Origin of the sequence: Flavobacterium solisilvae (genome assembly GCF_012911605.1) — a bacterium.
In the GTDB taxonomy this organism is placed as follows: domain Bacteria; phylum Bacteroidota; class Bacteroidia; order Flavobacteriales; family Flavobacteriaceae; genus Flavobacterium; species Flavobacterium solisilvae.
Genome location: NZ_JAAMPT010000209.1, coordinates 171,555 through 196,181, shown reverse-complemented (window position 1 = coordinate 196,181; position 24,627 = coordinate 171,555). Strand labels below are relative to the sequence as shown.

The 24,627-nt window shown below is 33.4% G+C and carries 17 protein-coding genes; 16 read left to right on the top strand and 1 reads right to left on the bottom strand.

What is annotated here, in order from left to right; genetic code table 11:
* Together G6042_RS13225 and G6042_RS13220 are read left to right on the top strand one after the other, a co-directional pair.
* Positions 1-1,821 carry a chloride channel protein gene (locus G6042_RS13225; protein ID WP_169524919.1) on the top strand — a complete coding sequence of 607 codons (1,821 nt, stop codon included), beginning with the start codon at positions 1-3 and terminating at the stop codon, positions 1,819-1,821.
* A 146-nt stretch (positions 1,822-1,967) separates the two neighbouring features.
* Positions 1,968-2,930 carry a Fic family protein gene (locus G6042_RS13220; protein WP_169524918.1) on the top strand — a complete coding sequence of 321 codons (963 nt, stop codon included), beginning with the start codon at positions 1,968-1,970 and terminating at the stop codon, positions 2,928-2,930.
* 38 nt (positions 2,931-2,968) lie between these two features.
* Here G6042_RS13220 and G6042_RS13215 read toward each other — a convergent pair whose 3' ends face one another.
* Positions 2,969-3,490, bottom strand: coding sequence for a hypothetical protein (locus G6042_RS13215; protein ID WP_169524917.1), 522 nt, complete (start codon positions 3,488-3,490; stop codon positions 2,969-2,971).
* A gap of 111 nt (positions 3,491-3,601) precedes the next feature.
* On the opposite strand from G6042_RS13215, the gene uvrA reads away from it, so the two are divergent.
* From uvrA to def, 14 genes are all read left to right on the top strand, one after another.
* The gene (gene uvrA / locus G6042_RS13210; RefSeq protein WP_169524916.1) at positions 3,602-6,433 is read left to right on the top strand and encodes an excinuclease ABC subunit UvrA; all 2,832 of its coding nucleotides are present in this window, start codon (positions 3,602-3,604) and stop codon (positions 6,431-6,433) included.
* Between the two features lie 106 nt (positions 6,434-6,539).
* Entirely contained in the window at positions 6,540-7,265 is a 726-nt protein-coding gene (locus tag G6042_RS13205) for an LOG family protein (protein WP_169524915.1), read from the top strand.
* A 118-nt stretch (positions 7,266-7,383) separates the two neighbouring features.
* Positions 7,384-8,817, top strand: coding sequence for an MBOAT family O-acyltransferase (locus G6042_RS13200; protein ID WP_169524914.1), 1,434 nt, complete (start codon positions 7,384-7,386; stop codon positions 8,815-8,817).
* Positions 8,817-9,707, top strand: coding sequence for a hypothetical protein (locus tag G6042_RS13195; RefSeq protein WP_169524913.1), 891 nt, complete (start codon positions 8,817-8,819; stop codon positions 9,705-9,707). Before G6042_RS13200 ends, G6042_RS13195 begins: the two co-directional genes overlap by 1 nt.
* On the top strand, positions 9,704-12,493 hold the full coding sequence (locus G6042_RS13190) for a gluzincin family metallopeptidase (RefSeq protein WP_317168097.1): 2,790 nt from the start codon (positions 9,704-9,706) through the stop codon (positions 12,491-12,493). The genes G6042_RS13195 and G6042_RS13190 overlap by 4 nt, the downstream gene beginning before the upstream one ends.
* Positions 12,494-12,678: 185 nt before the next feature.
* The gene (locus G6042_RS13185) at positions 12,679-15,084 is read left to right on the top strand and encodes an alpha-ketoacid dehydrogenase subunit alpha/beta (protein WP_169524912.1); all 2,406 of its coding nucleotides are present in this window, start codon (positions 12,679-12,681) and stop codon (positions 15,082-15,084) included.
* Positions 15,085-15,325: 241 nt separating this feature from the next.
* The gene (locus tag G6042_RS13180; RefSeq protein WP_169524911.1) at positions 15,326-15,757 is read left to right on the top strand and encodes a MarR family winged helix-turn-helix transcriptional regulator; all 432 of its coding nucleotides are present in this window, start codon (positions 15,326-15,328) and stop codon (positions 15,755-15,757) included.
* A 100-nt stretch (positions 15,758-15,857) separates the two neighbouring features.
* Positions 15,858-18,248, top strand: coding sequence for a 3-hydroxyacyl-CoA dehydrogenase/enoyl-CoA hydratase family protein (locus tag G6042_RS13175; protein WP_169524910.1), 2,391 nt, complete (start codon positions 15,858-15,860; stop codon positions 18,246-18,248).
* 132 nt (positions 18,249-18,380) lie between these two features.
* Positions 18,381-18,734 carry a four helix bundle protein gene (locus G6042_RS13170; RefSeq protein WP_169524909.1) on the top strand — a complete coding sequence of 118 codons (354 nt, stop codon included), beginning with the start codon at positions 18,381-18,383 and terminating at the stop codon, positions 18,732-18,734.
* A gap of 53 nt (positions 18,735-18,787) precedes the next feature.
* Entirely contained in the window at positions 18,788-19,969 is a 1,182-nt protein-coding gene (locus tag G6042_RS13165) for an acetyl-CoA C-acyltransferase (RefSeq protein WP_169524908.1), read from the top strand.
* A 133-nt stretch (positions 19,970-20,102) separates the two neighbouring features.
* Complete coding sequence (locus G6042_RS13160; RefSeq protein WP_169524907.1) at positions 20,103-21,893, top strand: acyl-CoA dehydrogenase family protein; 1,791 nt, start codon at positions 20,103-20,105, stop codon at positions 21,891-21,893.
* 196 nt (positions 21,894-22,089) lie between these two features.
* Positions 22,090-23,022, top strand: a complete 933-nt coding sequence (locus tag G6042_RS13155) for a HipA domain-containing protein (protein ID WP_169524906.1) — start codon at positions 22,090-22,092, stop codon at positions 23,020-23,022.
* A gap of 1 nt (position 23,023) precedes the next feature.
* A complete protein-coding gene (locus G6042_RS13150; RefSeq protein WP_169524905.1) occupies positions 23,024-23,677 on the top strand; it encodes a hypothetical protein in 654 nt (217 codons plus the stop codon).
* Positions 23,678-23,954: 277 nt separating this feature from the next.
* Positions 23,955-24,599: a peptide deformylase gene (gene def, locus G6042_RS13145; protein WP_169524904.1), complete on the top strand. Its 645-nt coding sequence runs from the start codon at positions 23,955-23,957 to the stop codon at positions 24,597-24,599.
* Positions 24,600-24,627 lie beyond the last annotated feature (28 nt).

The following is a 24,627-nucleotide window of genomic DNA, read 5'->3' as shown; positions in this document are numbered from 1 at the left end:
ATGCCAACAAAAAAAGCACCACTATATAAAATCGTTTTCCGAAATATTTTTCGAAGAATAGAGAATATTATCTTTTCTTTGAAAGAGAAAATATCCGAAAGACAATTTCTTTATTTTTCGGCTGTTGTTGTTGCTATTTCGTGTTCCCTCGCCGTAATTTTATTGAAGAATTTTGCGCACTCCGTTTTTGTATTTGCTAATTATGTAAATACGTATCTCAAACTTCCTTATATCAACAGTTTGTTGCCTATTATTGGAATTCTTTTAACGGTTTTTGTGGTCAAACATTTACTCGATGGAAGCATCGAAAAAGGAAGTTCTAAAATTTTATATGCGGTTGCCAAAAAAGGTGGAATTGTTCCAAAAAAACAAATGTATGCCCAAATTGTAACCAGTTCATTAACTGTTGGACTTGGTGGTTCTGCTGGATTAGAAAGTCCTATAGTAATTACTGGTGCAGCTTTTGGTTCTAATTTTTCTCAGCGTTATCGACTTAGTCAAAAAGATAGAATTTTACTTTTGGCTTGTGGCGTTGCTGCTGGAATTGGTGCAGCTTTTAATGCGCCAATTGCTGGTGTTCTTTTTGCAATTGAAGTTGTTTTAGCCGATATAACGATTTCTGCTTTTATTCCAATTATGATTTCGGCAGCAACAGGAGCTTTAGTTTCAACCGTTGTATTGAATGAAGATGTTTTACTATCGTTCAAACAACAGCAAGTTTTTGATTATCATAATATTCCATATTACATTTTACTCGGTGTTCTTGCTGGATTGGTTTCGGTCTTTCATGCTCGAAATTTCCGAAGAGTTGAACATTATTTCCAAAAAAAGAAAAGTAAAATTTACAACAAAGCACTTTTTGGAGCTAGTATTTTAGCTCTAATGATTTTCTTTTTTCCAACACTTTTTGGCGAAGGATATGAAAGTATCAAAACACTTTCTACCAAAAATCCTGGTGCATTATTAGAAAATACTTTACTAGACAATCATAAAAGTAACGAATGGATTTTACTGATTTTTGTTGGTGTAACAATGCTGCTAAAATCATTTGCAACCGGATTAACTTTAGGTTCGGGAGGAAATGGTGGTAATTTTGCACCATCGCTTTTTGTTGGAAGTTATTTGGGCTTTTTTGTGGCCAAATTTTTTGATTTAACCGGAATTAACAACCATTTACCCGTTGCTAATTTCACTATTGTTGGTATGGCAGGAATTCTAAGTGGTTTATTTCATGCGCCATTAACTGCTATCTTTTTGATTGGTGAAATTACTGGTGGTTATAATTTGATGGTTCCGTTGATGATTGTTTCTTCCATTAGTTTTGCGGTTTCAAAACGTTTTGAAAAACATTCAATGGATGTAAAACCTCTGGCAGATAAAGGCGATGTTTTCACAAGCGATAAAGATAAAAACATTCTACTGAAAATTGATGTTTTAAAACTTATTAAAACCGATTATCAAACACTTTCAAAAGATAATTCACTTGAAAAAGTAGTTGAATTGTTTGCTTCTACTTCCCAAAAAGTAATTCCAATCATCGATGACAAAAAAAATCTTCTTGGTATTATCGAATTTCAACAAGTTAAGTCATTTATTTTCAATCCTTACAGGGTAAAATTTACCACCATTGAGGAAGTCATCACGCAACCCGAAATCGTACTTCAATTTGACGACGGAATGGAAAAAATCATGAATTCTTTTGACAAAACAAATCAAGAAGTCTTACCATTACTAAAGGATGGAAAATATTTTGGTTGTCTTTCTAAACTTGATATTCTGGAAAACTACAGAACCAATTTCAAGGAAATGGTTATTGAGTAAGTCAATTGCAATAACAAATTCAATAGTAATTTTAATATCAAACTAAAAGGAATAAATCCTTAATTATCTCTTTTTGAAAAAAAAATTAATATCGGATTAGTTAAAAATTTTCAATATCCGATATTAAGAAGTATCTTTGTGGTGAAATGTGGAAAATAGATACAACATATAGAGAAGAATTTCAATCAACATTCGAAAGATTGTATGATAAAATGGCTGTTTTAAAACAAAGCAGACCATTACCTTCTATTGCTTTATCCAAAATAAAAGAACAACTTTCTATAGAATGGACTTATAATTCCAATAGTATTGAAGGAAATACATTAACACTTCGTGAAACCCAAATGGTTCTTCAAGAAGGAATTACCGTAAAAGGAAAATCGCTTCGAGAACATTTTGAAGCAAAAAATCACGAAAAAGCTATTAATTACCTTTTTTCAATTGTTAAAGACGATTATGAATTAAGATGCATTGATATTTTATCCATTCATGGTTTAATTTTAAATTTAATCGAAGAAGATTTTGCTGGAAGAATTAGAAACGGTGGTGTTAGAATTACCGGAGCTAATTTTATTCCTCCCAATGCCAATAAAGTTTCAGATTTATTAGATGAATTGATTGATTATGTCAATACCAATCCATTAGATTTAAACGATATAGAATTGGCTACAATCTTTCATCATAAACTCGTTTGGATACATCCTTTTTTTGATGGAAATGGAAGAACGGTTCGATTAGTCATGAATTTATTATTGATGCGAAAAGGTTTTCCGCCAGCAATTATTTTAAATACCGATAGAAAAAAATATTATGAAGCGTTAAATCTTGCTAATAATGGTAATTACCAAAAACTAATGCTTTTAATGTGTCAGGCATTGGAAAGAACTTTAAATATTTATTTGAGTTCGCTTCCTGATAATGATTATGATTTTCAAGAAATATCAAGTATCGTTAACGAACCTGGATCATTTTATGGTCAAGAATACATTTCGCTTTTAGCACGTCAAGGTAAAATTGATGCTCATAAAGAAGGTAGAAATTGGTACACTACAAAGAAAGCCATTCAGGATTATATCGATAATCGTCAAAGGAAAAGAAATATTTATTAACTCCAACAGAGTTTTGAACTCTGTCGGAGTTTTTGTTTTTATTTCGTCTTTTCACCAACAAAATAATCGCTTGTACTTTTAAACAAAACATTAAAAGTCGTCAAACTTCCGTAACATCGTGTAATGTATTGTTGCAATTCAACTTTTTCAGAATTATCTAAATTACTTGAATTTATTTTTTGTTCCATAACTCGAAGTCGATCTCTTACCATAATTATTTTATTGAAAAAAATATCGATAGGAACTTCTTTGTTTTGAGTTGGTGTTCCTGGTTCAAGGACTAATTTTCCGCCTTTCCATTTATCTGCAATTGGAACAATTTGAGAAACATCGCTCCATTTTTGCAACAAATTTTTCAATATTTTTTCCACTTCATAAAAACTAACCGTATCCACTTCACCTTCAACAGCTTCAATCACTTCAAATTCGCTGTCAATATCAATAGTTTCCAATCCGTTTTCGATAAAAGTTACCCAATAGTGCTTTGCTGTAACGTTGGTTACAACTCCAACTCCATACTCTGAGTGTTTTAATCGCGAACCTATACCAAGTATTTTCATTATTTACTATTTTAAAATTTTCCCAAATATAAAATTCTTTAACAAATTCTTGTCAAACGTTCTAATGAATTTTGACCTGAAAAACGTACTTTTGCCATTCAGGTATTTTTTATGCAAAATCAAGACGAATTTATCGAAGTTATTGGAGCAAGAGCTCATAATTTAAAGAATATAGATGTTGTAATTCCTCGTGAAAAACTGGTTGTAATTACTGGTTTATCGGGTTCAGGAAAGTCTTCATTGGCTTTTGACACTATTTATGCCGAAGGTCAACGAAGATATATTGAAACTTTTTCGGCTTATGCTCGTCAGTTTCTTGGTGGATTGGAACGACCAGATGTGGATAAAATCGATGGACTTTCGCCGGTAATTGCTATCGAACAAAAAACAACGAGCAAATCACCTCGCTCGACTGTTGGAACCATTACTGAAATTTATGATTTCTTACGATTACTTTTTGCTCGTGCTGCCGATGCGTATAGTTACAACACGGGTGAAAAAATGGTTTCTTATTCGGATGAACAAATACAAGGTTTGATTAAAGAAACTTTCAACGGAAAACGAATTAATATTTTAGCTCCAGTTATTCGTGCCAGAAAAGGTCATTATGCAGAACTTTTTCAGCAAATTACCAAACAAGGTTTTGTAAAAGTTCGCGTAAATGGAGAAATTCAGGATTTAGTTTCCGGAATGAAACTCGACCGATACAAAACCCATGATATTGAAATTGTGGTTGATCGAATGGAAATCAACACTAATGAAGATACGGATAAACGTTTAGCCGAAAGCATCAAAACGGCAATGTATCACGGCGAAAATATCATGATGGTTATCGAACATGGTAGCAATGAAGTTCGCTATTTCAGTCGAACATTAATGTGTCCGACTACCGGAATTTCCTATCCGAATCCGGAACCGAATAATTTTTCGTTCAATTCACCCAAAGGTGCATGCGATAGCTGTAATGGTTTGGGAACTATCAACCAAATCAACGAAAAAAAGATTATCCCAAATCCAAAATTATCCATAAAAGCAGGTGGTTTCGCACCACTTGGCGAATACAAATCATCTTGGATTTTTAAGCAATTGGAAATCATTGGCGAAAAATTTGGTTTTACTCTGAATGATGCTATCGAAACCATTCCTGCTGAAGCGATGGAAATGATTATGAACGGTGGAAATGAAAAATTCTCTGTAAAATCAAAAGCTGCTGGCGTAACGAAGGATTATAAAATTGAATTTGAAGGTATTGCCAACTTCATCAAAAACCAATATGACGAAAGCAATTCAACCTCTTTAAAACGTTGGGCAAAAGAATTCATGGACGAAATTGCCTGTCCAGATTGTCACGGTTCCCGATTGAAAAAAGAAGCTTTATATTTCAAAATTAATGAAAAAAACATAGCCGATTTATCTACAATGGATATTTCAGAATTGATTGATTGGTTCCAAAATTTAGACGGAAAATTATCTGAAAAACAAGTTACTATTGCTTCCGAAATTTTAAAAGAAATTAAAGCACGATTGCAGTTTTTAATGGATGTTGGTTTAAATTATTTGTCCTTACATCGAAGTTCAAAATCGCTTTCTGGTGGTGAAGCACAACGTATTCGATTGGCGACACAAATTGGCTCGCAACTGGTTGGCGTACTTTATATTCTTGACGAACCAAGTATTGGTTTACATCAAAGAGACAACGAAAGATTGATTAATTCGTTGGAAAATCTTCGTGATATTGGTAACTCGGTTTTGGTAGTAGAACACGATAAAGATATGATTGAACGTGCCGATTATGTTATTGATATTGGACCAAAAGCGGGAAAATTTGGTGGAGAAATCATCAGTAAAGGAACGCCAAAAGAACTATTAAAGGAAAATACCATTACGGCACAGTTCATGAATGGAAAAATGCAGATTGAAGTTCCAAAAAAACGTCGTGAAGGCAACGGAAAAACGCTGAAATTAACTGGTGCAACTGGAAATAACTTAAAAAATGTTTCGGTGGAATTTCCTTTAGGAAAATTGATTTGCGTTACTGGAGTTTCGGGAAGTGGAAAATCGACGTTAATTAACGAAACGCTCTATCCTATTTTGAATGAACATTTCTTTAATGCGGTAAAAAAACCAATGCCTTTCAAGAAAATTGAAGGTTTGGAACACATTGATAAAGTAATTGATATTGACCAAAGTCCGATTGGTAGAACGCCAAGAAGTAATCCAGCAACTTATACTGATGTTTTTAGCGAAATTAGAACGTTGTTTACTCAAGTTCCCGAAGCGATGATACGCGGTTATAAAGCTGGTCGATTTAGTTTTAATGTTTCTGGCGGACGATGCGAAACCTGCGAAGGTTCAGGAGTTAGAACGATTGAAATGAGTTTTTTACCTGATGTTTATGTAGAATGCGAAACGTGTCAAGGAAAACGTTTTAATCGGGAAACTTTGGAAATCAGATACAAAGGAAAATCCATTTCGGATGTGTTGAATATGACAGTGGATGAAGCCGTTCCATTTTTTGAAAACATACCCAAGATTTATAGAAAAATAAAAACTATTCAGGATGTTGGTTTGGGTTATATCACGCTTGGACAACAGAGTACAACACTTTCTGGCGGTGAAGCGCAACGTATCAAATTGGCAACCGAATTGTCTAAAAAAGATACCGGAAATACATTTTATATTATGGATGAACCAACAACTGGTTTGCATTTTGAAGATATTCGGGTTTTGATGGATGTAATCAATAAATTGGTTGAAAAAGGAAATACGGTTTTAATTATTGAACATAATATGGACGTAATCAAATTGGCAGATTATATCGTAGATATTGGTCCGGAAGGCGGAAAATCCGGCGGAGAAGTTGTTGCCAAAGGAACTCCGGAAGAAATTAGTAAGAACAAAAAAAGCTATACGGCTCAATTCTTAAAAAAAGAGCTAAATTAGCAGGCTGTTTTTAGCCCAGATAGAGCCGATATCCTCGCGTAGTTTACGAAGCGAGATAAAGGCGAAAGCTGGAAATAGCTCCAAAAAAAAATTAAAATTTATTATTATGGCGTTTGAACAATACGAAAACGAAGACGAGAGAATTCAAGACAAATTAAAACAAAAAACGTGGAATGAAATCCGAACTAATGATAGTTGGGCGATTTTCAAAGTGATGTCGGAGTTTGTGAACGGCTACGAAACTATGGCGAGAATTGGTCCTTGTGTTTCTATTTTTGGATCGGCACGAACAAAACCGGACAACAAATATTATTTATTAGCCGAAAGAATTGCTTATAAAATCAGTAAAGCTGGTTATGGCGTGATTACTGGTGGCGGACCAGGAATTATGGAAGCCGGAAATAAAGGTGCGCATCATGGCGGCGGAACTTCGGTTGGATTGAACATCGAATTGCCGTTTGAGCAACATTTTAACCCTTATATCGACAAAGATAAAAACTTAAATTTTGACTATTTCTTTGTTCGCAAAGTTATGTTTGTCAAGTATTCACAAGGTTTTGTGGTTATGCCTGGAGGTTTTGGAACTTTGGACGAGTTGTTTGAAGCGGTTACTTTAATCCAAACGAAAAAAATTGGTAAATTCCCAATCATCTTGGTAGGAAGAGAATTTTGGTCGGGATTGATTGATTGGATTAAAACAACTTTAATCGAAAAAGAAAAAAATGCAAGTCCGGAAGACATGAACTTGATTAAGATTGTAGATACTGAGGACGAAGTGGTTGAAGAGTTAGATCGTTTCTATAAAAAATATAATTTAAGTCCGAATTTCTAATAAAGTGTTTAACCACGAAGAACTAGAAAAAAGCACTAAGTACACAAAGAAAAAACTTTGTGAACATTGTAAAAATCTTTGTGTACTTCGTGGTTAATTTTTTTCAATATTTTAAAGGATGTTTTTCAACTCGCTACAATTTGCCATTTTTCTTCCGATAGTATTCATTTTCTATTGGTTTTTTGCCTATAAATCTCGAAAATATCAAAACTTTATTCTTATTCTGGCGAGTTATTATTTTTACTCTTGTTGGGATTGGCGTTTTTTATTTCTTTTAGTTTTTTCAACTTTACTCGATTATTTTTCGGCGATTAAAATAGAAGGAAGTCAAACGAAATCCAGTAAGAAATTTTGGCTTTGGCTTTGTATTTCTATCAATTTAGGGTTTTTAGGTGTTTTTAAATATTATAATTTTTTCGCTGAATCATTTGCCGAATTATTGAATGGTTTTGGGTTTCATACCAATCCAGTTTTACTCAATTTAATTCTTCCTGTCGGGATTTCGTTTTACACCTTTCATGGACTTTCTTATATTATTGATATTTATTACGGTAGAATAAAATCAGAAAGAAATTTTGTTGATTATTCCTTGTTTGTAAGCTATTTTCCGCTTTTGGTTGCCGGACCAATTGAACGAGCAACGCACCTTTTACCACAGTTGAAAATAAAACGGGAATTTAATTTTGAAAAAGCCAAAGAAGGCGTTTATCAAATAATTTGGGGTTTGGTAAAAAAAGTAGTCATTGCTGATAGTTGCGCCATTTATGCTAATGAAATTTTTGACAATCACAATTCTATGAATTCGTTGTCCTTAATTTTAGGTGCTATATATTTTGCTTTTCAAATTTATGGCGACTTTTCGGGGTATTCCGATATTGCATTGGGAACATCCAAACTCTTCGGAATTGATTTGTTGAAAAACTTTAATTATCCATACTTTTCTCGAGATATTGCCGAATTTTGGCGACGTTGGCATATTTCGCTTTCGTCATGGTTTCGAGATTATTTATATATTCCGCTTGGTGGAAGTAAAGGTTCTAAACTATTTCAAATTAGAAACACTTTCATCATTTTTCTTGTAAGCGGTTTTTGGCATGGTGCCAACTGGACGTTTATTGCTTGGGGTTTGATTAATGCAATTTATTTTTTGCCTCTTTTATTATTAAATCAAAATCGAAAAAACTTAGATAATTTTACTTTAGGATTTAATTTTTCATCTGTTCGAATTTTATTCAGTATCGTTACTACCTTTTGTTTAACTTCGTTAGCTTGGATTTTTTTCCGCTCAAAAACTATCCACGATGCTATTGCGTATATTCAACGAATGTTTACCAATCAAAACTTTTCTCCTCAGTATTTTAACATCGAAAGATATAATTATGAGATTTTATTTTTAATCGTACTCTTTACACTAGTTGAATGGAATAATAGATTAAAAATTGAACCAATATCTGGTAAATATAGTAGTTTAAAGCTAGCTATATGCATATTAACTATATTAGCGTTAGGTGTTTTTACTGATTACAAAAGTTTTATTTACTTTCAATTTTAATGAAAAAGTTTATCCTATTTATTGGCCAAATTGTACTGACAATTATACTTTCAGCAATTCTGTTAGATTTAGTTTATACCTATGTATATTCAAAAAACAATAATCGAAACAAAATTGAGTTTGTTCTTAATAGCAATCCAAAAGAGTATGAAGTCATCTTCATTGGCTCATCAAGAGCTCAAAATCATTTTGACAGTAGGATTTTTTCAGAACAAGGAATGACTGTCTTTAATTATGGTATGAGCGGTTCAAGACTTGAAGAGTCTGCTTTGATGTTAAAGTTAATGCTAGAAAAAAAGTATGTTATAAAAAATATTATAATAGAAGTAGATTTAAATATTAGCTCTGATGGTTTTTCTAATGGTACTAGAGCGATGTATATGCCCTATATAAAAGATTATGAAACGATCCAAAATCATTACCAATCAATTACAAATTATAACGAATTATATCATATTCCTTTTTACAGATACATTAATTTTGATACAAAAATAGGCTTCAGAGAAGTGCTTTTTTCTGCTATAAAGAAGAAAACAAGTGCGCTTGGAATAGAAGGTTTTTCTCCATTGAGAAAAGACCAAAGACCACTTATAGCAGCAGACTTTTCTAAACGCTCACCAAAACGCAACAAGTCATACGAAGAGATAAAAAAAATCTGTTCCGATAATAAAATAAATTTAATAGCCATCACAACTCCCGTTTGTTCAGAAGCTATAAACCGTGATTATTTTAATCATATTCATAAAATTTATCCCGAAATTTATCGCATGGAAGATACCGTTATTGATGACAAATATTTTTCTACTTGCGGACACATGAATGAAAAAGGCGCAATAGCTTTTACAAAAATTGTTTTCGACAAATTCTTTAAACCAAAAACTAAATCTTGAAAAAAATTAGCTACATAATTCTCTTTTTCAGTATGATGTTACAAGCACAACATCATTCTAAAATTGTGGCAGAATATGACGAAAAAGAAAAGAAAATCAATGTAGTTCAAGAACTTACTTTTTTTAATCAAACCAACGATACGCTACAATCTATCGTGCTAAACGATTGGATGAATGCTTATGGTGATAAAAATTCGGATATAGGAAAACGATTTGCCGACGAGTTTGAGCGTGCTTTTCATTTGGCAAAAGAAAAAGATCGCGGAAGAACTGAAAATATTACTATTATCACTATTGAAAATTCATTTCTGTCTTGGAAACGTGATGAAAATACAGCCGATGTTATTCAAATTCAATTAAAAGAAAAACTTTCTCCTGGCGAAAAAATCAAGTTGCATCTCACCTATTCCGTTAAAATTCCGAATGCTCGTTTTACAAAATTTGGATTTACCGATGACGAAAAAGTATATCTAAAAAACTGGTTTTTAACGCCTTCTCGATATGAAAACGGAAGTTTTGTTCGATACAACAATCACAACATTGATGATATTGCCAATGCGGTTTCTGATTATGATTTAGAAATTAGATTACCTAAAAATCTTGAAGTTTTTACCGATTTAAACAAAGTTTCTGAAACCGTTTTTACAGGAAAAAATCATCTGGATTTCAACTTGTTTTTTGGCAAAAAAAATGAATTTGAAAGTTTTATTAATCAAAAATTAGAAGTCGTTACCGATTTTAGAGACAATCGTGTTGATGATATTCAACGTGCGATTGTTATTGACAAAATCGTCAATTGGGTTGATAAAAATCTTGGTAAATATCCGCATCAAAAACTAATTTTGGCGAAAGCCGATTATGAAAGAAGTCCGTTTTATGGATTGAACCAACTTCCAGCATTTATTGCGCCGTTTCCCGACCAGTTTTTATATGAAATTAAATTTTTGAAAACCTTTTTGAACAATTATGTTCACTCTACTTTAAATCTAAATCCACGAGATGACAACTGGATTTATGATGGTTTTCAAATTTATTTGATGATGAAATACATCGATGAATTTTATCCAAAAGTAACCATGATGGGAAATGTTGCCAAGCTAAAAATAATGCGTGGTTACAATTTAGTAAGTTTAGATTTCAATGGTCAATACAGCTATTTTTATATGTTGATGGCACGAAAAAATTTAGACCAACCGCTTAATTTTCCAAAAGATAAACTTATCAAATTCAACGAAAAAATCGCTTCAAAATATCGTGCAGGTTTAAGTTTTAAATACCTCAACGAATATTCTCAAAACGGATTAATTGATAAATCAATCGTTCAATTTTATACCACAAATCTTCAAAAACAGCAATCAGCTAATGATTTTGAAACACTTTTAAAGCAAAATACTCCTAAAAACATCAATTGGTTTTTTGACAAAATCATCAATTCTCGAGAAACTTTTGACTATAAATTTGATATGGTTTCCAAAACCAAAGACAGCATCAGTTTCCGATTAAAAAATAAAACCGAAACTCATGTTCCTATTCCAGTTTATGGCACAAAAAAGAAAGAAATTGTATTTAAAAAATGGATTGATGCGTTGTCAAATGACAGCATTTATACCATTCCGAGAAACAATGCCGATAAAATTGTCATAAATTATAATAACGAAGTTCCAGAATTTAACTTGAGAAACAATTGGCGTTCGCTAAAAGGTTTCCGACTGAATAATCGTCCGATAAAATTCATTTTTTTCAAAGATTTAGAAGATCCAAATTATAATCAAATCGTTTACATTCCAACCTTGGAATACAACCTTTATGACGGTTTTTATCCTGGAATACGTTTTCATAACAAAACCATTTTGGACAAACCGTTTATTTTTGACGTAAACCCAAGTTATTCTACAAAAACCAATCAATTAACAGGTCGAGGAACGATTTTTTTCAATCAATACAATCGCGATAGTAATTGGTATCATACTCGCTATTTACTCAACGGTCATTATCTGCATTATGCACCAGAAGCTTCCTATTTAAAACTGATGCCTGTGGTTCATTTTAGAATTCGTCCCGATGATTTTAGAGACAATAAAATTCAAACACTTACTTTAAAACAAACCATTATTGAAAGAGAAAAATCGGATTTTATTGTGGAAGAAAACACCGAAAATTATTCTGTTTTTTCGGCTAAATACTATAACGGAAGAACTGAAATTACCAATCATTATAATTTTTTAACCGATTTTCAATTGTCTAAAAACTTCGGAAAATTAGCTGGAGAAATTCAGTACAGAAAGCTATTTAACGACAACAGACAGTTAAACCTTCGTCTTTTTGCTGGAACATTTTTATACAATAAAACAAAATCGACTTACTTTGATTTTGGGTTAGATCGTCCGTCTGATTATTTATTTGAAAGTGAATATCTTGGTCGTTCGGAAACCACTGGTTTCTTTAGCCAACAATTAATTCCAAATGATGGTTTTTTCAAATCTATTTTTGAAACTCGTTTTGCTAATCAATGGATGATTACCAGTAATGCTAGTTGTAATATTTGGAATTGGATTGAAGTTTATGGCGATATCGGTGCGTTTAAAAACAAAAATAATCCAACAAAATTTGTCTATGATAGTGGTATTCGGCTAAATCTAGTAACCGATTATTTTGAATTGTATCTTCCGGTTCATTCTAGTAATGGTTGGGAAATTGGTCAACAAAATTATGCCGAAAGAATACGATTTATCATCACTTTTAATCCTGACACCTTATTTAGTTTATTTACCCGAAAATGGTTTTAATTTTCAAAAAAATCACATTCATTTTACATTATTCTTATCAAAATTATTGATTTACAGAATTATAATCAAAATAAAATCCAATAACGCCATTTTATTTATCAATAATTAAATTATATTTTTCACAAAGAATTATAATTTTCACTTCTTTTTAGCTAAATTTGTTTCATCTAGAAATAAATTCAGTTATGATTGAGCCACAACTAAAAACAGAAATCACTTTTGAAGATTTTAAATCCGAAGTTACACACGATTACAAAATTGCCCGAATTAGCCGTGAATGTAGTCTTCTTGGAAGAAAAGAAGTACTGACAGGAAAAGCAAAATTTGGAATTTTTGGCGATGGAAAAGAAGTTCCACAATTGGCTTTGGCAAAAGCATTTCAAAACGGTGATTTTCGTTCAGGTTATTATCGTGACCAAACTTTTATGATGGCAATTGGTCAACTATCAATCGAGCAATTTTTTGCAGGATTGTATGGTCATACCGATTTAGATTTTGATCCGATGAGCGCCGGAAGACAAATGGGCGGACATTTTGCAACCCATTCATTAGACGAAAACGGAAACTGGAAAAACCTAACGGCTCAAAAAAATTCCAGTGCCGATATTTCGCCAACAGCTGGTCAAATGCCGAGATTATTAGGATTAGCTCAAGCCTCAAAAATATATAGAAACGTTCGCGGATTGGAAAATTTTACTAATTTTTCAAAAGAAGGAAACGAAGTCGCTTGGGGAACAATTGGAAATGCTTCTACTTCTGAAGGATTGTTTTTTGAAACCATCAATGCTGCTGGAGTTTTACAAGTTCCAATGGTTATGAGCGTTTGGGATGATGAATATGGAATTTCGGTTCACGCTAGATATCAAACTACTAAAGAAAATATTTCTGAAATCTTGAAAGGTTTTCAACGCGATGAAGAAAATAACGGCTACGAAATCTTTACAGTAAAAGGTTGGGATTATCCAACATTGGTTGCAACCTATCAAAAAGCGGCCGCCATTGCTCGTGAAGAACACGTTCCGGTTTTAATACATGTGGATGAATTGACACAACCGCAAGGACATTCTACTTCAGGAAGTCATGAAAGATATAAAAATGCCGAAAGATTAGCTTGGGAAGCTGAATTTGATTGTTTGGCTCAAATGCGTAATTGGTTAATCGAAAATAATTTGGCAACAGCCGAAGAATTAGACGAAATTGATGAAACATCAAGAAAAGAAGTTCTTGAAGGCAAAAAAGCAGCTTGGAATGCTTTTGTTTCACCAATGAAATCGGAACAAAATGAATTGGTTTCTTTGTTAAATTCAATTGCTTCTACTAGCGAAAACAAAGTTTTTATTGAGAAACATGCAAACGATTTGGCTTCGATTAAAGAACCAATCCGAAAAGATATTATTACAACAGCACGCAAAGTTTTACGACTGATTATTAAAGAAAATAGCAAAGGAACTTTGGCAACGTGGATAAAAAATTACACCGAAAAAATTCAGCCAAAATTCAGTTCGCATTTGTTTTCGCAATCAGATAAGAATGTTTTGTCAACAAAAGCTGTTGAACCAACCTATGATAATTCAGCCGAAGCTGTTGATGCACGTTTAGTATTACGTGACAATTTTGACGCTATTTTCAATAAATATCCTGAAACTTTAATTTTTGGTGAAGATGCAGGAAACATTGGTGACGTTAACCAAGGTTTAGAAGGCATGCAGGAAAAATATGGAGAACTTCGTGTTGCCGATGCTGGAATTCGTGAAGCAACTATTCTCGGACAAGGAATTGGAATGGCAATGCGTGGTTTACGACCAATAGCTGAAATTCAATATTTGGATTACCTTTTATATGCTATCCAAATTATGAGTGATGATTTGGCTACGCTACAATATAGAACTCACGGGCGACAAAAAGCACCGTTAATCATCAGAACTCGCGGACATCGATTGGAAGGAATTTGGCATTCGGGTTCACCAATGGGAATGATTATCAACGCTATTCGTGGAATTCATGTTTTGGTTCCAAGAAATATGACCAAAGCCGCAGGTTTTTACAATACATTATTAGAAACTGACGAACCAGCATTGGTTGTAGAATGTTTGAACGGCTATCGTTTAAAAGAAAAAATGCCAACTAATTTAGGTGAATTTAAAACACCAATTGGAGTTGTTGAAACCATCAAATCAGGAAATGATATTACGGTGGTTTCTTATGGATCAACACTTCGCATTATAGAACAAGCTTCAAAAGAACTACTTGAAGTTGGTATTGATGTAGAAATTATTGATGCGCAATCGTTATTACCTTTTGATATCAATCATGATTGTGCTAAAAGCGTTTCCAAAACCAATCGCTTATTAGTAGTCGACGAAGATGTTCCTGGTGGCGCAAGTGCTTTTATTTTACAACAAATTGTAGAGGAACAAAATGCCTATCAGTTTTTAGACAGTCAACCACAAACAATGGCTGCCAAAGCACATCGTCCAGCGTATGGAACTGATGGTGATTATTTCTCAAAACCATCTGCTGAAGATATTTTTGAAAAAGTTTATGCGATTATGCACGAAGCCATGCCAGAAAAATATCCGAGCTTGTATTAGTGATTTATCATAAAAAATTAAAAAAGGAACTCTATTTGGGTTCCTTTTTTTATTAAAAATATCCTTCTATATTTTTCTTATATTTTATCATATAAAAGTTAAAATTCTTAATTTTTACATTTACTTAAATGTTAAATTATTAGAGTTTTGCTTTTTTTTACATTAAATAGTATGCGTGCATAATATTTTTTATTATCTTTGAAATTCAAACTAAAACGTTTTAGTAAAAAAACGAAGTGCAATGAAAGATAAAACAATAGATTACATCCTTCGAGCCACTTGGCAAGCGGTTTCAAGAATGTACAACGAAGAAGCTTCCAAATTTGATGGTTCAATGGCTATAGGTTTTGCACTTTTAAGCATTGACAAAGAAGAAGGAACTCCATCAACAGCTATCAGTTCTAGAATGGGAATGGAAGCAACTTCTCTAACTCGAACATTAAAAACTTTAGAAGAAAAAGGATTAATAATAAGGAAGAAAAACCCAAATGATGGTCGTGGCGTATTAATTTACCTGACTGATTTTGGAAAACAAATGCGAGCGCAATCGAAAGAAACGGTACTTAAATTTAATGAAAGTATTAGAAAAAATATATCCGAAGAAAAACTTCAAAACTTTATAGAAGTCGCAGATATCATTAATGATTTGATTGCAGAGAAAAAGATATTTTAAATTAAGAATATAGAACATAGAATAAAGAACATAGAGGTTGAACTAGATCGAAAAGTCTATTTTCTATTCTCTATTTTCTATTCTCTTTAAAAAGAAAAAAATGAAACGAACAATTAAAAAAGTGGCAGTGGTAGGTTCTGGAATAATGGGTTCTGGAATTGCTTGTCATTTTGCTAACATCGGTTTGGAAGTACTCCTTTTAGACATTGTGCCCAACGCACTAACTGAAATCGAGGAAAAGAAAGGACTAACTTTAGAAAGTAAAGTCGTTCGCAACCGTGTGGTAAATGATCATTTGGCAAATGCTTTAAAGAGCAACCCATCGCCTATTTACAGTCAGAAATTTGCAAGTCGAATTACAACAGGAAACACGACGGATGATATGTCCAAAATTGCAACTTGCGATTGGATTATTGAAGTGGTTGTAGAACGTTTGGACATCAAAAAATTGGTGTTTGAACAAATCGACAAATTCCGTAAACCAGGAACATTGGTAACGTCAAACACTTCGGGAATTCCAATTAAGTTTATGAGTGAAGGCAGAAGCGATGATTTTCAAGCGCATTTCTGTGGAACGCATTTCTTCAATCCTGCTCGCTATTTGAAATTATTTGAAATCATTCCAGGTCCAAAAACATCACAAGAAGTATTGGATTTCCTTTTTGAATATGGTTCAAAATTCTTAGGAAAAACTTCAGTTATAGCAAAAGATACTCCAGCTTTTATCGGAAACCGAATTGGAATTTTTGGAATTCAAAGTTTATTCCACCAAGTAAAGGAAATGGGATTAACTATTGAAGAAGTAGATAAATTAACTGGTCCAGTTATTGGTCGTCCAAAATCGGCAACCTTCAGAACTGTGGATGTCGTTGGTTTAGATACCTTAGTTCACGTAGCCAACGGAATTTATGATAATTGTCCGAATGACGAAGCACACGACTTGTTCAAACTACCCGATTTCATCAACAAAATGATGGAAAATAAATGGCTAGGAAGTAAAACAGGACAAGGATTTTACAAAAAAGAAGGTAAAGACATTCTATCTTTAGACTTAGATACATTAGAATATAGAGCAGCTAAAAAAGCGTCATTTGCCACTTTAGAATTAACAAAAACTATTGAAAAACCAATTGACCGCTTCAAAGTTTTAGTTAAAGGAAAAGACAAAGCAGGCGATTTCTACAGAAAGAATTTCTCAGCAATGTTTGCTTATTGTTCTAACAGAGTTCCAGAAATCACAGAAGAATTCTATAAAATTGATGATGCCATGAAAGCCGGTTTCGGTTGGGAAAATGGACCATTCGAAATTTGGGATGCCATTGGTGTAGAAAAAGCCATTGCCATGATGGAAGCCGAAGGTTACAAACCAGCTGCTTGGGTAACGGATATGTTGATTTCAGGAAACAAATCGTTTTATTCTGTTAAAAATGGTAAAACGTGCTTCTACAACATTTCTTCAAAATCTCAAGATGAAAAACCAGGTCAAGATGCCTTTATCATCTTAGATAATATCAGAGAAAGTCATAAAGTTTGGGGTAACTCAGATGCATCAGTAATCGATTTAGGTGACGGAATTTTGAATTTAGAATTCCATTCAAAAATGAATACCATTGGTGGTGGCGTTTTAACTGCTATCAACAAAGCAATAGACTTAGCCGAAAAAGATTACAAAGGATTAGTGATCGGAAATCAAGGAACTAATTTCTCTGTTGGAGCGAATATCGGAATGATTTTCATGATGGCTGTTGAGCAAGAATACGACGAGTTGAATATGGCTATCAAAATGTTCCAAGACACGATGATGCGAGTGCGCTACTCCTCTATTCCTGTAATCGTTGCGCCTCATGGAATGACACTTGGTGGCGGATGCGAAATGAGTATGCACGCTGATAGAGTTGTTGCCGCTGCTGAAACCTATATTGGTTTAGTAGAATTTGGAGTTGGAGTAATTCCAGGTGGTGGTGGTTCTAAAGAAATGGCAGTTCGTGCAAGTGATTTGTTCCGCAAAAATGATGTGGAATTAAACGTTCTTCAAGAAAACTTCTTAACCATCGGAATGGCAAAAGTTGCAACTTCTGCATACGAAGCGTTTGATTTAGGCATTTTACAAAAAGGAAAAGACATTGTAGTAGTAAACAAAGACCGTCAAATTGCAGTTGCTAAACAAGTAGCATTACAAATGGCTGACCAAGGTTACACACAACCAGTAAGAAGAACTGATATAAAAGTTTTGGGTAAACAAGCATTGGGAATGTTCTTAGTAGGAACCAACCAAATGGTAGCCGGAAAATACATTTCAGAACACGATTTGAAAATTGCCAACAAATTAGCGTATGTAATGGCTGGAGGTGATTTATCAGAACCAACATTAGTAAGTGAACAATACTTATTAGATATCGAACGTGAAGCTTTCTTATCACTTTGTACAGAAAGAAAAACGTTGGAGAGAATTCAATTCATGCTTACTAAAGGTAAACCGTTGAGAAATTAGTATTAAGACTGAAGTATTAAGTATTAAGACTGTTGTATTAAGACTGATGATAAGGGTTTTTAAAATATAAAATAATTAAACATGATTAGTAGACTTAATACTTAATACTCTAATCTTAATACAACACAGAATATGCACAATTTTGAAAAACTAAAAATCTGGCAAAAAGCAATGGATATAGCTGTTGAAGTTTATGAAATTTCTTTGCTTTTACCTGATGATGAAAAATTCAATTTGATACATCAAATAAAAAAATGTGCTGTTTCTATTCCTTCTAACATAGCTGAAGGTTCAGGTAGAAATCATAATAAAGAATTTATCCAATTTTTAGGAATAGCTAATGGTTCTACTTTTGAATTAATAACTCAATTAATACTCGCAAAAAGGTTAAAACTAATATCAGAAGAAATAATACAGCCTATAATTAACAAATTAGTAGAAGTTTCAAATATGAATTTCTCCTTTCAAAAAACATTAAAAGTTTAATAAACGATTGGTAAGTCTTAATACTTAATACTCCAATCTTAATACTTTAAAATATGAAAACAGCATATATAGTATCAGGCTTTAGAACAGCCGTTGGAAAAGCACCAAAAGGAGTTTTTCGTTTCAAACGTCCTGACGAATTAGCAGCAGAAACCATCGAACACATGATGGCACAGTTTCCTGATTTCGACAAAAAAAGAATTGACGACGTAATGGTTGGAAACGCCATGCCAGAAGCTGAGCAAGGTTTAAATGTAGGTCGTTTAATTTCCTTAATGGGATTAAAAGTTACAGACGTTCCAGGTGTTACTGTCAATAGATATTGCGCTTCAGGATTAGAAACTATCGGAATGGCAACGGCTAAAATCCAAAGCGGAATGGCAGATTGTATCATTGCCGGTGGCGCTGAAAGTATGAGTTTTATTCCAATGGGTGGATATAAACCAACACCAGATTACGCCGTAGCAAAAGAAGGTCACGAAGATTATTATTGGGGAATGGGTTTAACCGCTGAAGCTGTTGCTAAACAATTCAATGTATCACGTGAAGACCAAGATGAGTTTGCTTTCAATTCGCATCAAAAAGCCTTAAAAGCTCAAGCCGAAGGTAAATTTAACAGACAAATTGTTCCGATTACTGTGGAGCAAACATTCATCAATGAAAATGGTAAAAAAGAAACCAAATCGTATGTAGTAAATAAAGATGAAGGTCCAAGAGCTGACACCAATATTGCCGCTTTAGGAAAACTAAAACCAGTATTCGCAGCCGATGGTTCTGTAACAGCTGGAAACTCTTCTCAAATGAGTGATGGTGCAGCTTTTGTACTAATCATGAGTGAAGAACTAGTAAAAGAACTTGGCGTTACTCCTATTGCACGATTAGTAAATTTTGCATCTGCAGGTGTTGAACCAAGAATTATGGGAATTGGTCCAGTAAAAGCTATTCCAAAAGCATTGAAACAAGCAGGTTTAACCTTGAATGACATCGATTTAATCGAACTAAACGAAGCATTTGCCTCACAATCCTTAGCAGTTGTTAGAGAATTAGGTTTAAATCCTGATATCGTGAATGTTAATGGTGGTGCCATTGCTTTAGGACATCCACTAGGTTGTACTGGAGCAAAACTATCGGTTCAATTATTTGACGAAATGCGTTTAAGAAAATCCAAATACGGAATTGTAAGTATGTGTGTTGGAACTGGACAAGGTTCTGCAGGTATTTACGAGCTGTTGTAATTAAAATCGGTTCCTCCGCTTTTTGTCATTCCGACGAAGGAGGAATCTCATAATCTTAGAGGAATAGCTTAATGAGATTCCTACGGAATGACAAAATTGTGAATAAACTATTTAAACTAAAAAACATAAAACCATGGAAGATATAACAAGAGGTGGACAATTTTTGGTAAAAGAAACCAAATGTGAAAATGTCTTTACACCAGAAGATTTCTCAGAAGAGCAAATCATGATGCGCGACAGCGTTAAAGAATTCGTTGATAAAGAAATTTGGCCAAACAAAGACCGTTTTGAGCACAAAGACTATGCTTTTACAGAAGAAATGATGCGCAAAGCAGGAGAAATGGGCTTTTTGAGCGTTGCCGTTCCAGAGAATTATGGCGGAATGGGAATGGGATTTGTGGATACTTGCCTTGTTTGCGATTACATTTCGGGAGCTACAGGTTCGTTTTCAACGGCTTTTGGTGCGCATACCGGAATTGGAACTATGCCAATCACATTATACGGCACCGAAGAACAAAAATTAAAATATGTTCCAAAATTAGCTTCTGGCGAATGGTTTGGAGCGTATTGCTTAACCGAACCAGGTGCAGGTTCGGATGCGAATTCAGGGAAAACGAAAGCGGTTCTTTCAGAAGATGGAACACATTACAAAATCACAGGACAAAAAATGTGGATCTCTAATGCAGGTTTTTGTTCGGTTTTCATTGTTTTCGCCCGAATTGAAGATGATAAAAACATCACTGGTTTCATTGTAGAAAATGATCCAAGCAATGGAATTACCATGAACGAAGAAGAGCATAAATTAGGAATTCGTGCTTCTTCTACGCGTCAAGTTTTCTTTGCAGATACTAAAGTTCCTGTTGAAAATATGTTGGCTGGTCGTGGTGAAGGTTTCAAAATAGCAATGAACGCATTGAATGTTGGTCGTATCAAATTGGCAGCTGCTTGTTTGGATGCGCAACGTCGTGTAACTTCAAATGCAGTGAACTATGCTAACGAAAGAATTCAGTTCAACACGCCTATTTCCTCATTTGGAGCTATTCGTTATAAATTGGCAGAAATGGCAACTTCCGCTTATGCTGGAGAAAGTGCTACGTATCGTGCCGCAAAAGACATTGAAAACCGCATCAAACTTCGTGAAGCTGAAGGCGCAAGTCATCAAGAAGCGGAATTAAAAGGAGTTGAAGAATTTGCTATCGAATGTTCTATCTTGAAAGTAGCCGTTTCGGAAGATGTTCAAAACTGTGCTGACGAAGGAATTCAAATTTATGGCGGAATGGGATTCTCAGAAGATACACCAATGGAAAGTGCTTGGCGCGATGCTCGTATCGCTCGTATCTATGAAGGAACGAACGAAATCAACAGAATGCTATCCGTGGGAATGTTAATCAAAAAAGCGATGAAAGGTCACGTTGATTTGCTTGGACCAGCCATGAAAGTACAAGAAGAATTAATGGGAATTCCATCATTTGACACACCAGATTATTCTGAATTATTTTCGGAAGAAAAAGAAATGGTGGGCAAATTGAAAAAAGCCTTCCTAATGGTTGCAGGTGCAGCCGTTCAAAAATATGGAATGGATTTAGATGCTCACCAACAACTATTGATGGCTGCAGCCGATATGTTAATTGAAATTTACATGGCGGAAAGTACTATTCTTAGAACTGAAAAATTAGCCAAAAAAGAAGGCGAAGCCAAAGTACAAGAGCAAATTGCTATGGCAAAATTATACTTATACAAAGCAGTAGATATTGTAGCCGCTAGAGGAAAAGAAAGCATTATCTCTTTTGCCGAAGGCGACGAACAACGCATGATGCTTATGGGATTACGCCGATTTACAAAATACACCAACATGCCAAACATTGTTGGATTAAGAGAAACCATAACCGCCAAGTTAGTGGCTGAAAATAGTTACTGTTTTTAAGTTTAGTTGATTTAATTGTTTGAAAACCACCTCTAAACGGGTGGTTTTTTTACATGACCTTTTATTAAGTTATTTTTTATTAGAATATAATTGCAAAAATAATATCAATTTTCAAAATTAAAGTGGAAATTTTATTGTTAGATGATGTATATTTGAATTTATAGCAATTAATTATAAATAATTTATACAAAATATAGTGGTAAAATTGACTGACATAAGTAAATGGCCAAGTCAAATAAGCGATGTTGTTACAATTGGAAAACGTATTAAAAAAGTTGTTTATCATCCAACATCTTTCAGAGAAAATTATTTTAAAGAACCAAAGGAAGAATTTCCTTGGGAATTTTGGACTGAAGTAATTGCATCAAGAATTGGATTAGAATTTGGGTTCAATATTATTCAATATGATATTGGAATTAGTAATGAAAGTGTAGGTTGCTTATCAAAGTCAATGGTAAAAAGCAACGAAATGCTTGTTCATGGACAACAGTATCTAACCGCATTAAAACTTGATTTTGAAATTGAAAAAGGAATTGACCATACATTTCAATTAGTCGAACAATTTTTTAAAAGCCGTGGAATTTATAACGGAATGATTGATGAGTTTATTGAAATGTTAATTTTTGACGCTATCATTGGAAATAGAGATAGACATCAACAAAATTGGGCTATAATACAACCTAATAGCTTCGTAAGTACAGGTAAAATTCTTTATTCGGAATTTTTGAAAAACCAAACTATGCCTAGATTCTCTCCAATATTTGACAATGGTAATAGTTTGGCTTATGAAATTTTAGAAGATAAAATTCCTAAACTTTTAGATAATTCCGTAACTTGTGAAAAATATTTATTCGGAAAAAAAGCAACGTCTCATGTCAGATGGAATGGGAAAATCGTTACACATATTGAACTTATTACAGAAATACATAACATTTACCCAGACACAGTAAAAAAAGTTGTTCAAAGAGTTCGTGAAAAAAAAGGAAAAATAAATATAGAAGCTATAATTCAAAATATAGATGATGGTATTATATTTGCTGATGCTAAATTCTCTTTAACTGATAATAGAAAAAAATTAATTACGTTATTATTAGAAAAAAGAATAAAAAAATTATTAGATAATTTTTGAAATGATAAATTCAATTCATGTAAGTTGGAGACAAGGTAAAGGGAAATCAAGATATTTGATAGGCTTTTTGATGCGTAATACTGAAGATGAAGGATTTACGTTTAGATATAATCTTAACGAAGTAATTGAAGCAAGGAAAGAAGGATTTGAGAATTATCCAGATTTACCAGAAATTGGAAGAATTTATTCATCTAATTTACAAACTATATTCAAAATGAGATTAATGAGCAAATCGAGACCAGATAGAGAAAAATTTCTATCTTTTTGGAATGCAGATAATCCAAATTATGATTGGTTTGACGAATTGGGATTTACTCAAGGTAAGTTAGCAACAGATAATTTTGAATTTTTAGCGGATTTCCCTCTAATAAAAGGAATAACTTTTGTTTCTGATGCGGCAGCCTTGACTCATAACAAGGTAAGAAATGAAGACATTGAAGTTAATGATAATTTAAGTTTTGTTATTGATTTAAACAATGAATTTGATAAAGATGCTGTAAAACTTTATAAGAATAATGTTAATATTGGTTTTGTTAAGAGAGGACACAATAAGTTTTTTCATAAAATTGCTAAAGAAAAACTTGACATTAGAGTTAAAAGTATTGAAAGAAATGGAAATGCAAATCAGATTTATTTTACTGTTGAAATTAAGTGATTATTTTATAGATGACAAATAGAAATATCCGATAGCGCAAATTAGCAATCCATACCCACAAAACTAATTCCAAAAAACAAATTCAAATAAACCCAACCTTTGTCAATGTTTCCTACTTAGGCAAAGGTTTTTTATTTGCTTTTTTACTAAACGATTAGTACATGTGTCACACTCATTTCAATGCATCCACTAACCCATCGATACAATCCTAAAATCTTAAAATCCGAAAGTCTTAAAATCTTAAAATGACTATCTTTGAAAAAAGTACCGTTTCGCTATGACGTATATCATCAAAACCTTTCTGTTCACTCTATTGTTTTCAACTGTGGTGCATTCGCAGCACGATGAAAAGTTAACCACTCAGGAAAAAGAGTTGATACTTGTCGATACTACCCAAATGATGCGAGTAACGCAAACCAAGTTTCACAACGATTCTATTATTTTAAAAAGTGTTTCCAAACCGATAAATCCAAAAGACAAACTGACCAAAGTATTAGCCAAACGAATGCTGAAATCGGTTATGGATCCAAATCGTCGTGGTGTTGGAATTGCCGCGCCACAAGTTGGCATCAACCGCAGAATGGTTCTAGTACAACGATTTGATAAAGAAAATAAACCGTTTGAAGTTTTCATCAATCCCGAGATTATTTGGCGTTCTGATTTATGGCAAAAAGGTCCAGAAGGCGATTTATCGTTTGACGAACGCGGCATGATTATGCGTCATTACTCGGTTCAAGTGCAGTATTATAACGTGAAAGGTGATAAAGTAACTGAAATATTGGAAGGTTTTACAGCCGTTATTTTTCAGCACGAACGCGACCATTTGGATGGAATTCTGCTTATCGACAGACAAAAAGAACAAGAAAACTTGAAGTTTAAACCGTCAACTACAACAGCCAATTTGTTTTTTATTGAACCATAAATCGATGCTACTAACCTATTTCTTTGCT

What these genes read in the sequence shown, in the direction of transcription:
- G6042_RS13225 (WP_169524919.1), top strand. Translation starts at nt 1, where the DNA reads ATGCCAACAAAAAAAGCACCACTATATAAAATCGTTTTCCGAAATATT.
- G6042_RS13220 (WP_169524918.1), top strand. Translation starts at nt 1,968, where the DNA reads ATGTGGAAAATAGATACAACATATAGAGAAGAATTTCAATCAACATTC.
- G6042_RS13215 (WP_169524917.1), bottom strand. Translation starts at nt 3,490, where the DNA reads ATGAAAATACTTGGTATAGGTTCGCGATTAAAACACTCAGAGTATGGA.
- uvrA (WP_169524916.1), top strand. Translation starts at nt 3,602, where the DNA reads ATGCAAAATCAAGACGAATTTATCGAAGTTATTGGAGCAAGAGCTCAT.
- G6042_RS13205 (WP_169524915.1), top strand. Translation starts at nt 6,540, where the DNA reads ATGGCGTTTGAACAATACGAAAACGAAGACGAGAGAATTCAAGACAAA.
- G6042_RS13200 (WP_169524914.1), top strand. Translation starts at nt 7,384, where the DNA reads ATGTTTTTCAACTCGCTACAATTTGCCATTTTTCTTCCGATAGTATTC.
- G6042_RS13195 (WP_169524913.1), top strand. Translation starts at nt 8,817, where the DNA reads ATGAAAAAGTTTATCCTATTTATTGGCCAAATTGTACTGACAATTATA.
- G6042_RS13185 (WP_169524912.1), top strand. Translation starts at nt 12,679, where the DNA reads ATGATTGAGCCACAACTAAAAACAGAAATCACTTTTGAAGATTTTAAA.
- G6042_RS13180 (WP_169524911.1), top strand. Translation starts at nt 15,326, where the DNA reads ATGAAAGATAAAACAATAGATTACATCCTTCGAGCCACTTGGCAAGCG.
- G6042_RS13175 (WP_169524910.1), top strand. Translation starts at nt 15,858, where the DNA reads ATGAAACGAACAATTAAAAAAGTGGCAGTGGTAGGTTCTGGAATAATG.
- G6042_RS13170 (WP_169524909.1), top strand. Translation starts at nt 18,381, where the DNA reads ATGCACAATTTTGAAAAACTAAAAATCTGGCAAAAAGCAATGGATATA.
- G6042_RS13165 (WP_169524908.1), top strand. Translation starts at nt 18,788, where the DNA reads ATGAAAACAGCATATATAGTATCAGGCTTTAGAACAGCCGTTGGAAAA.
- G6042_RS13160 (WP_169524907.1), top strand. Translation starts at nt 20,103, where the DNA reads ATGGAAGATATAACAAGAGGTGGACAATTTTTGGTAAAAGAAACCAAA.
- G6042_RS13150 (WP_169524905.1), top strand. Translation starts at nt 23,024, where the DNA reads ATGATAAATTCAATTCATGTAAGTTGGAGACAAGGTAAAGGGAAATCA.
- def (WP_169524904.1), top strand. Translation starts at nt 23,955, where the DNA reads ATGACGTATATCATCAAAACCTTTCTGTTCACTCTATTGTTTTCAACT.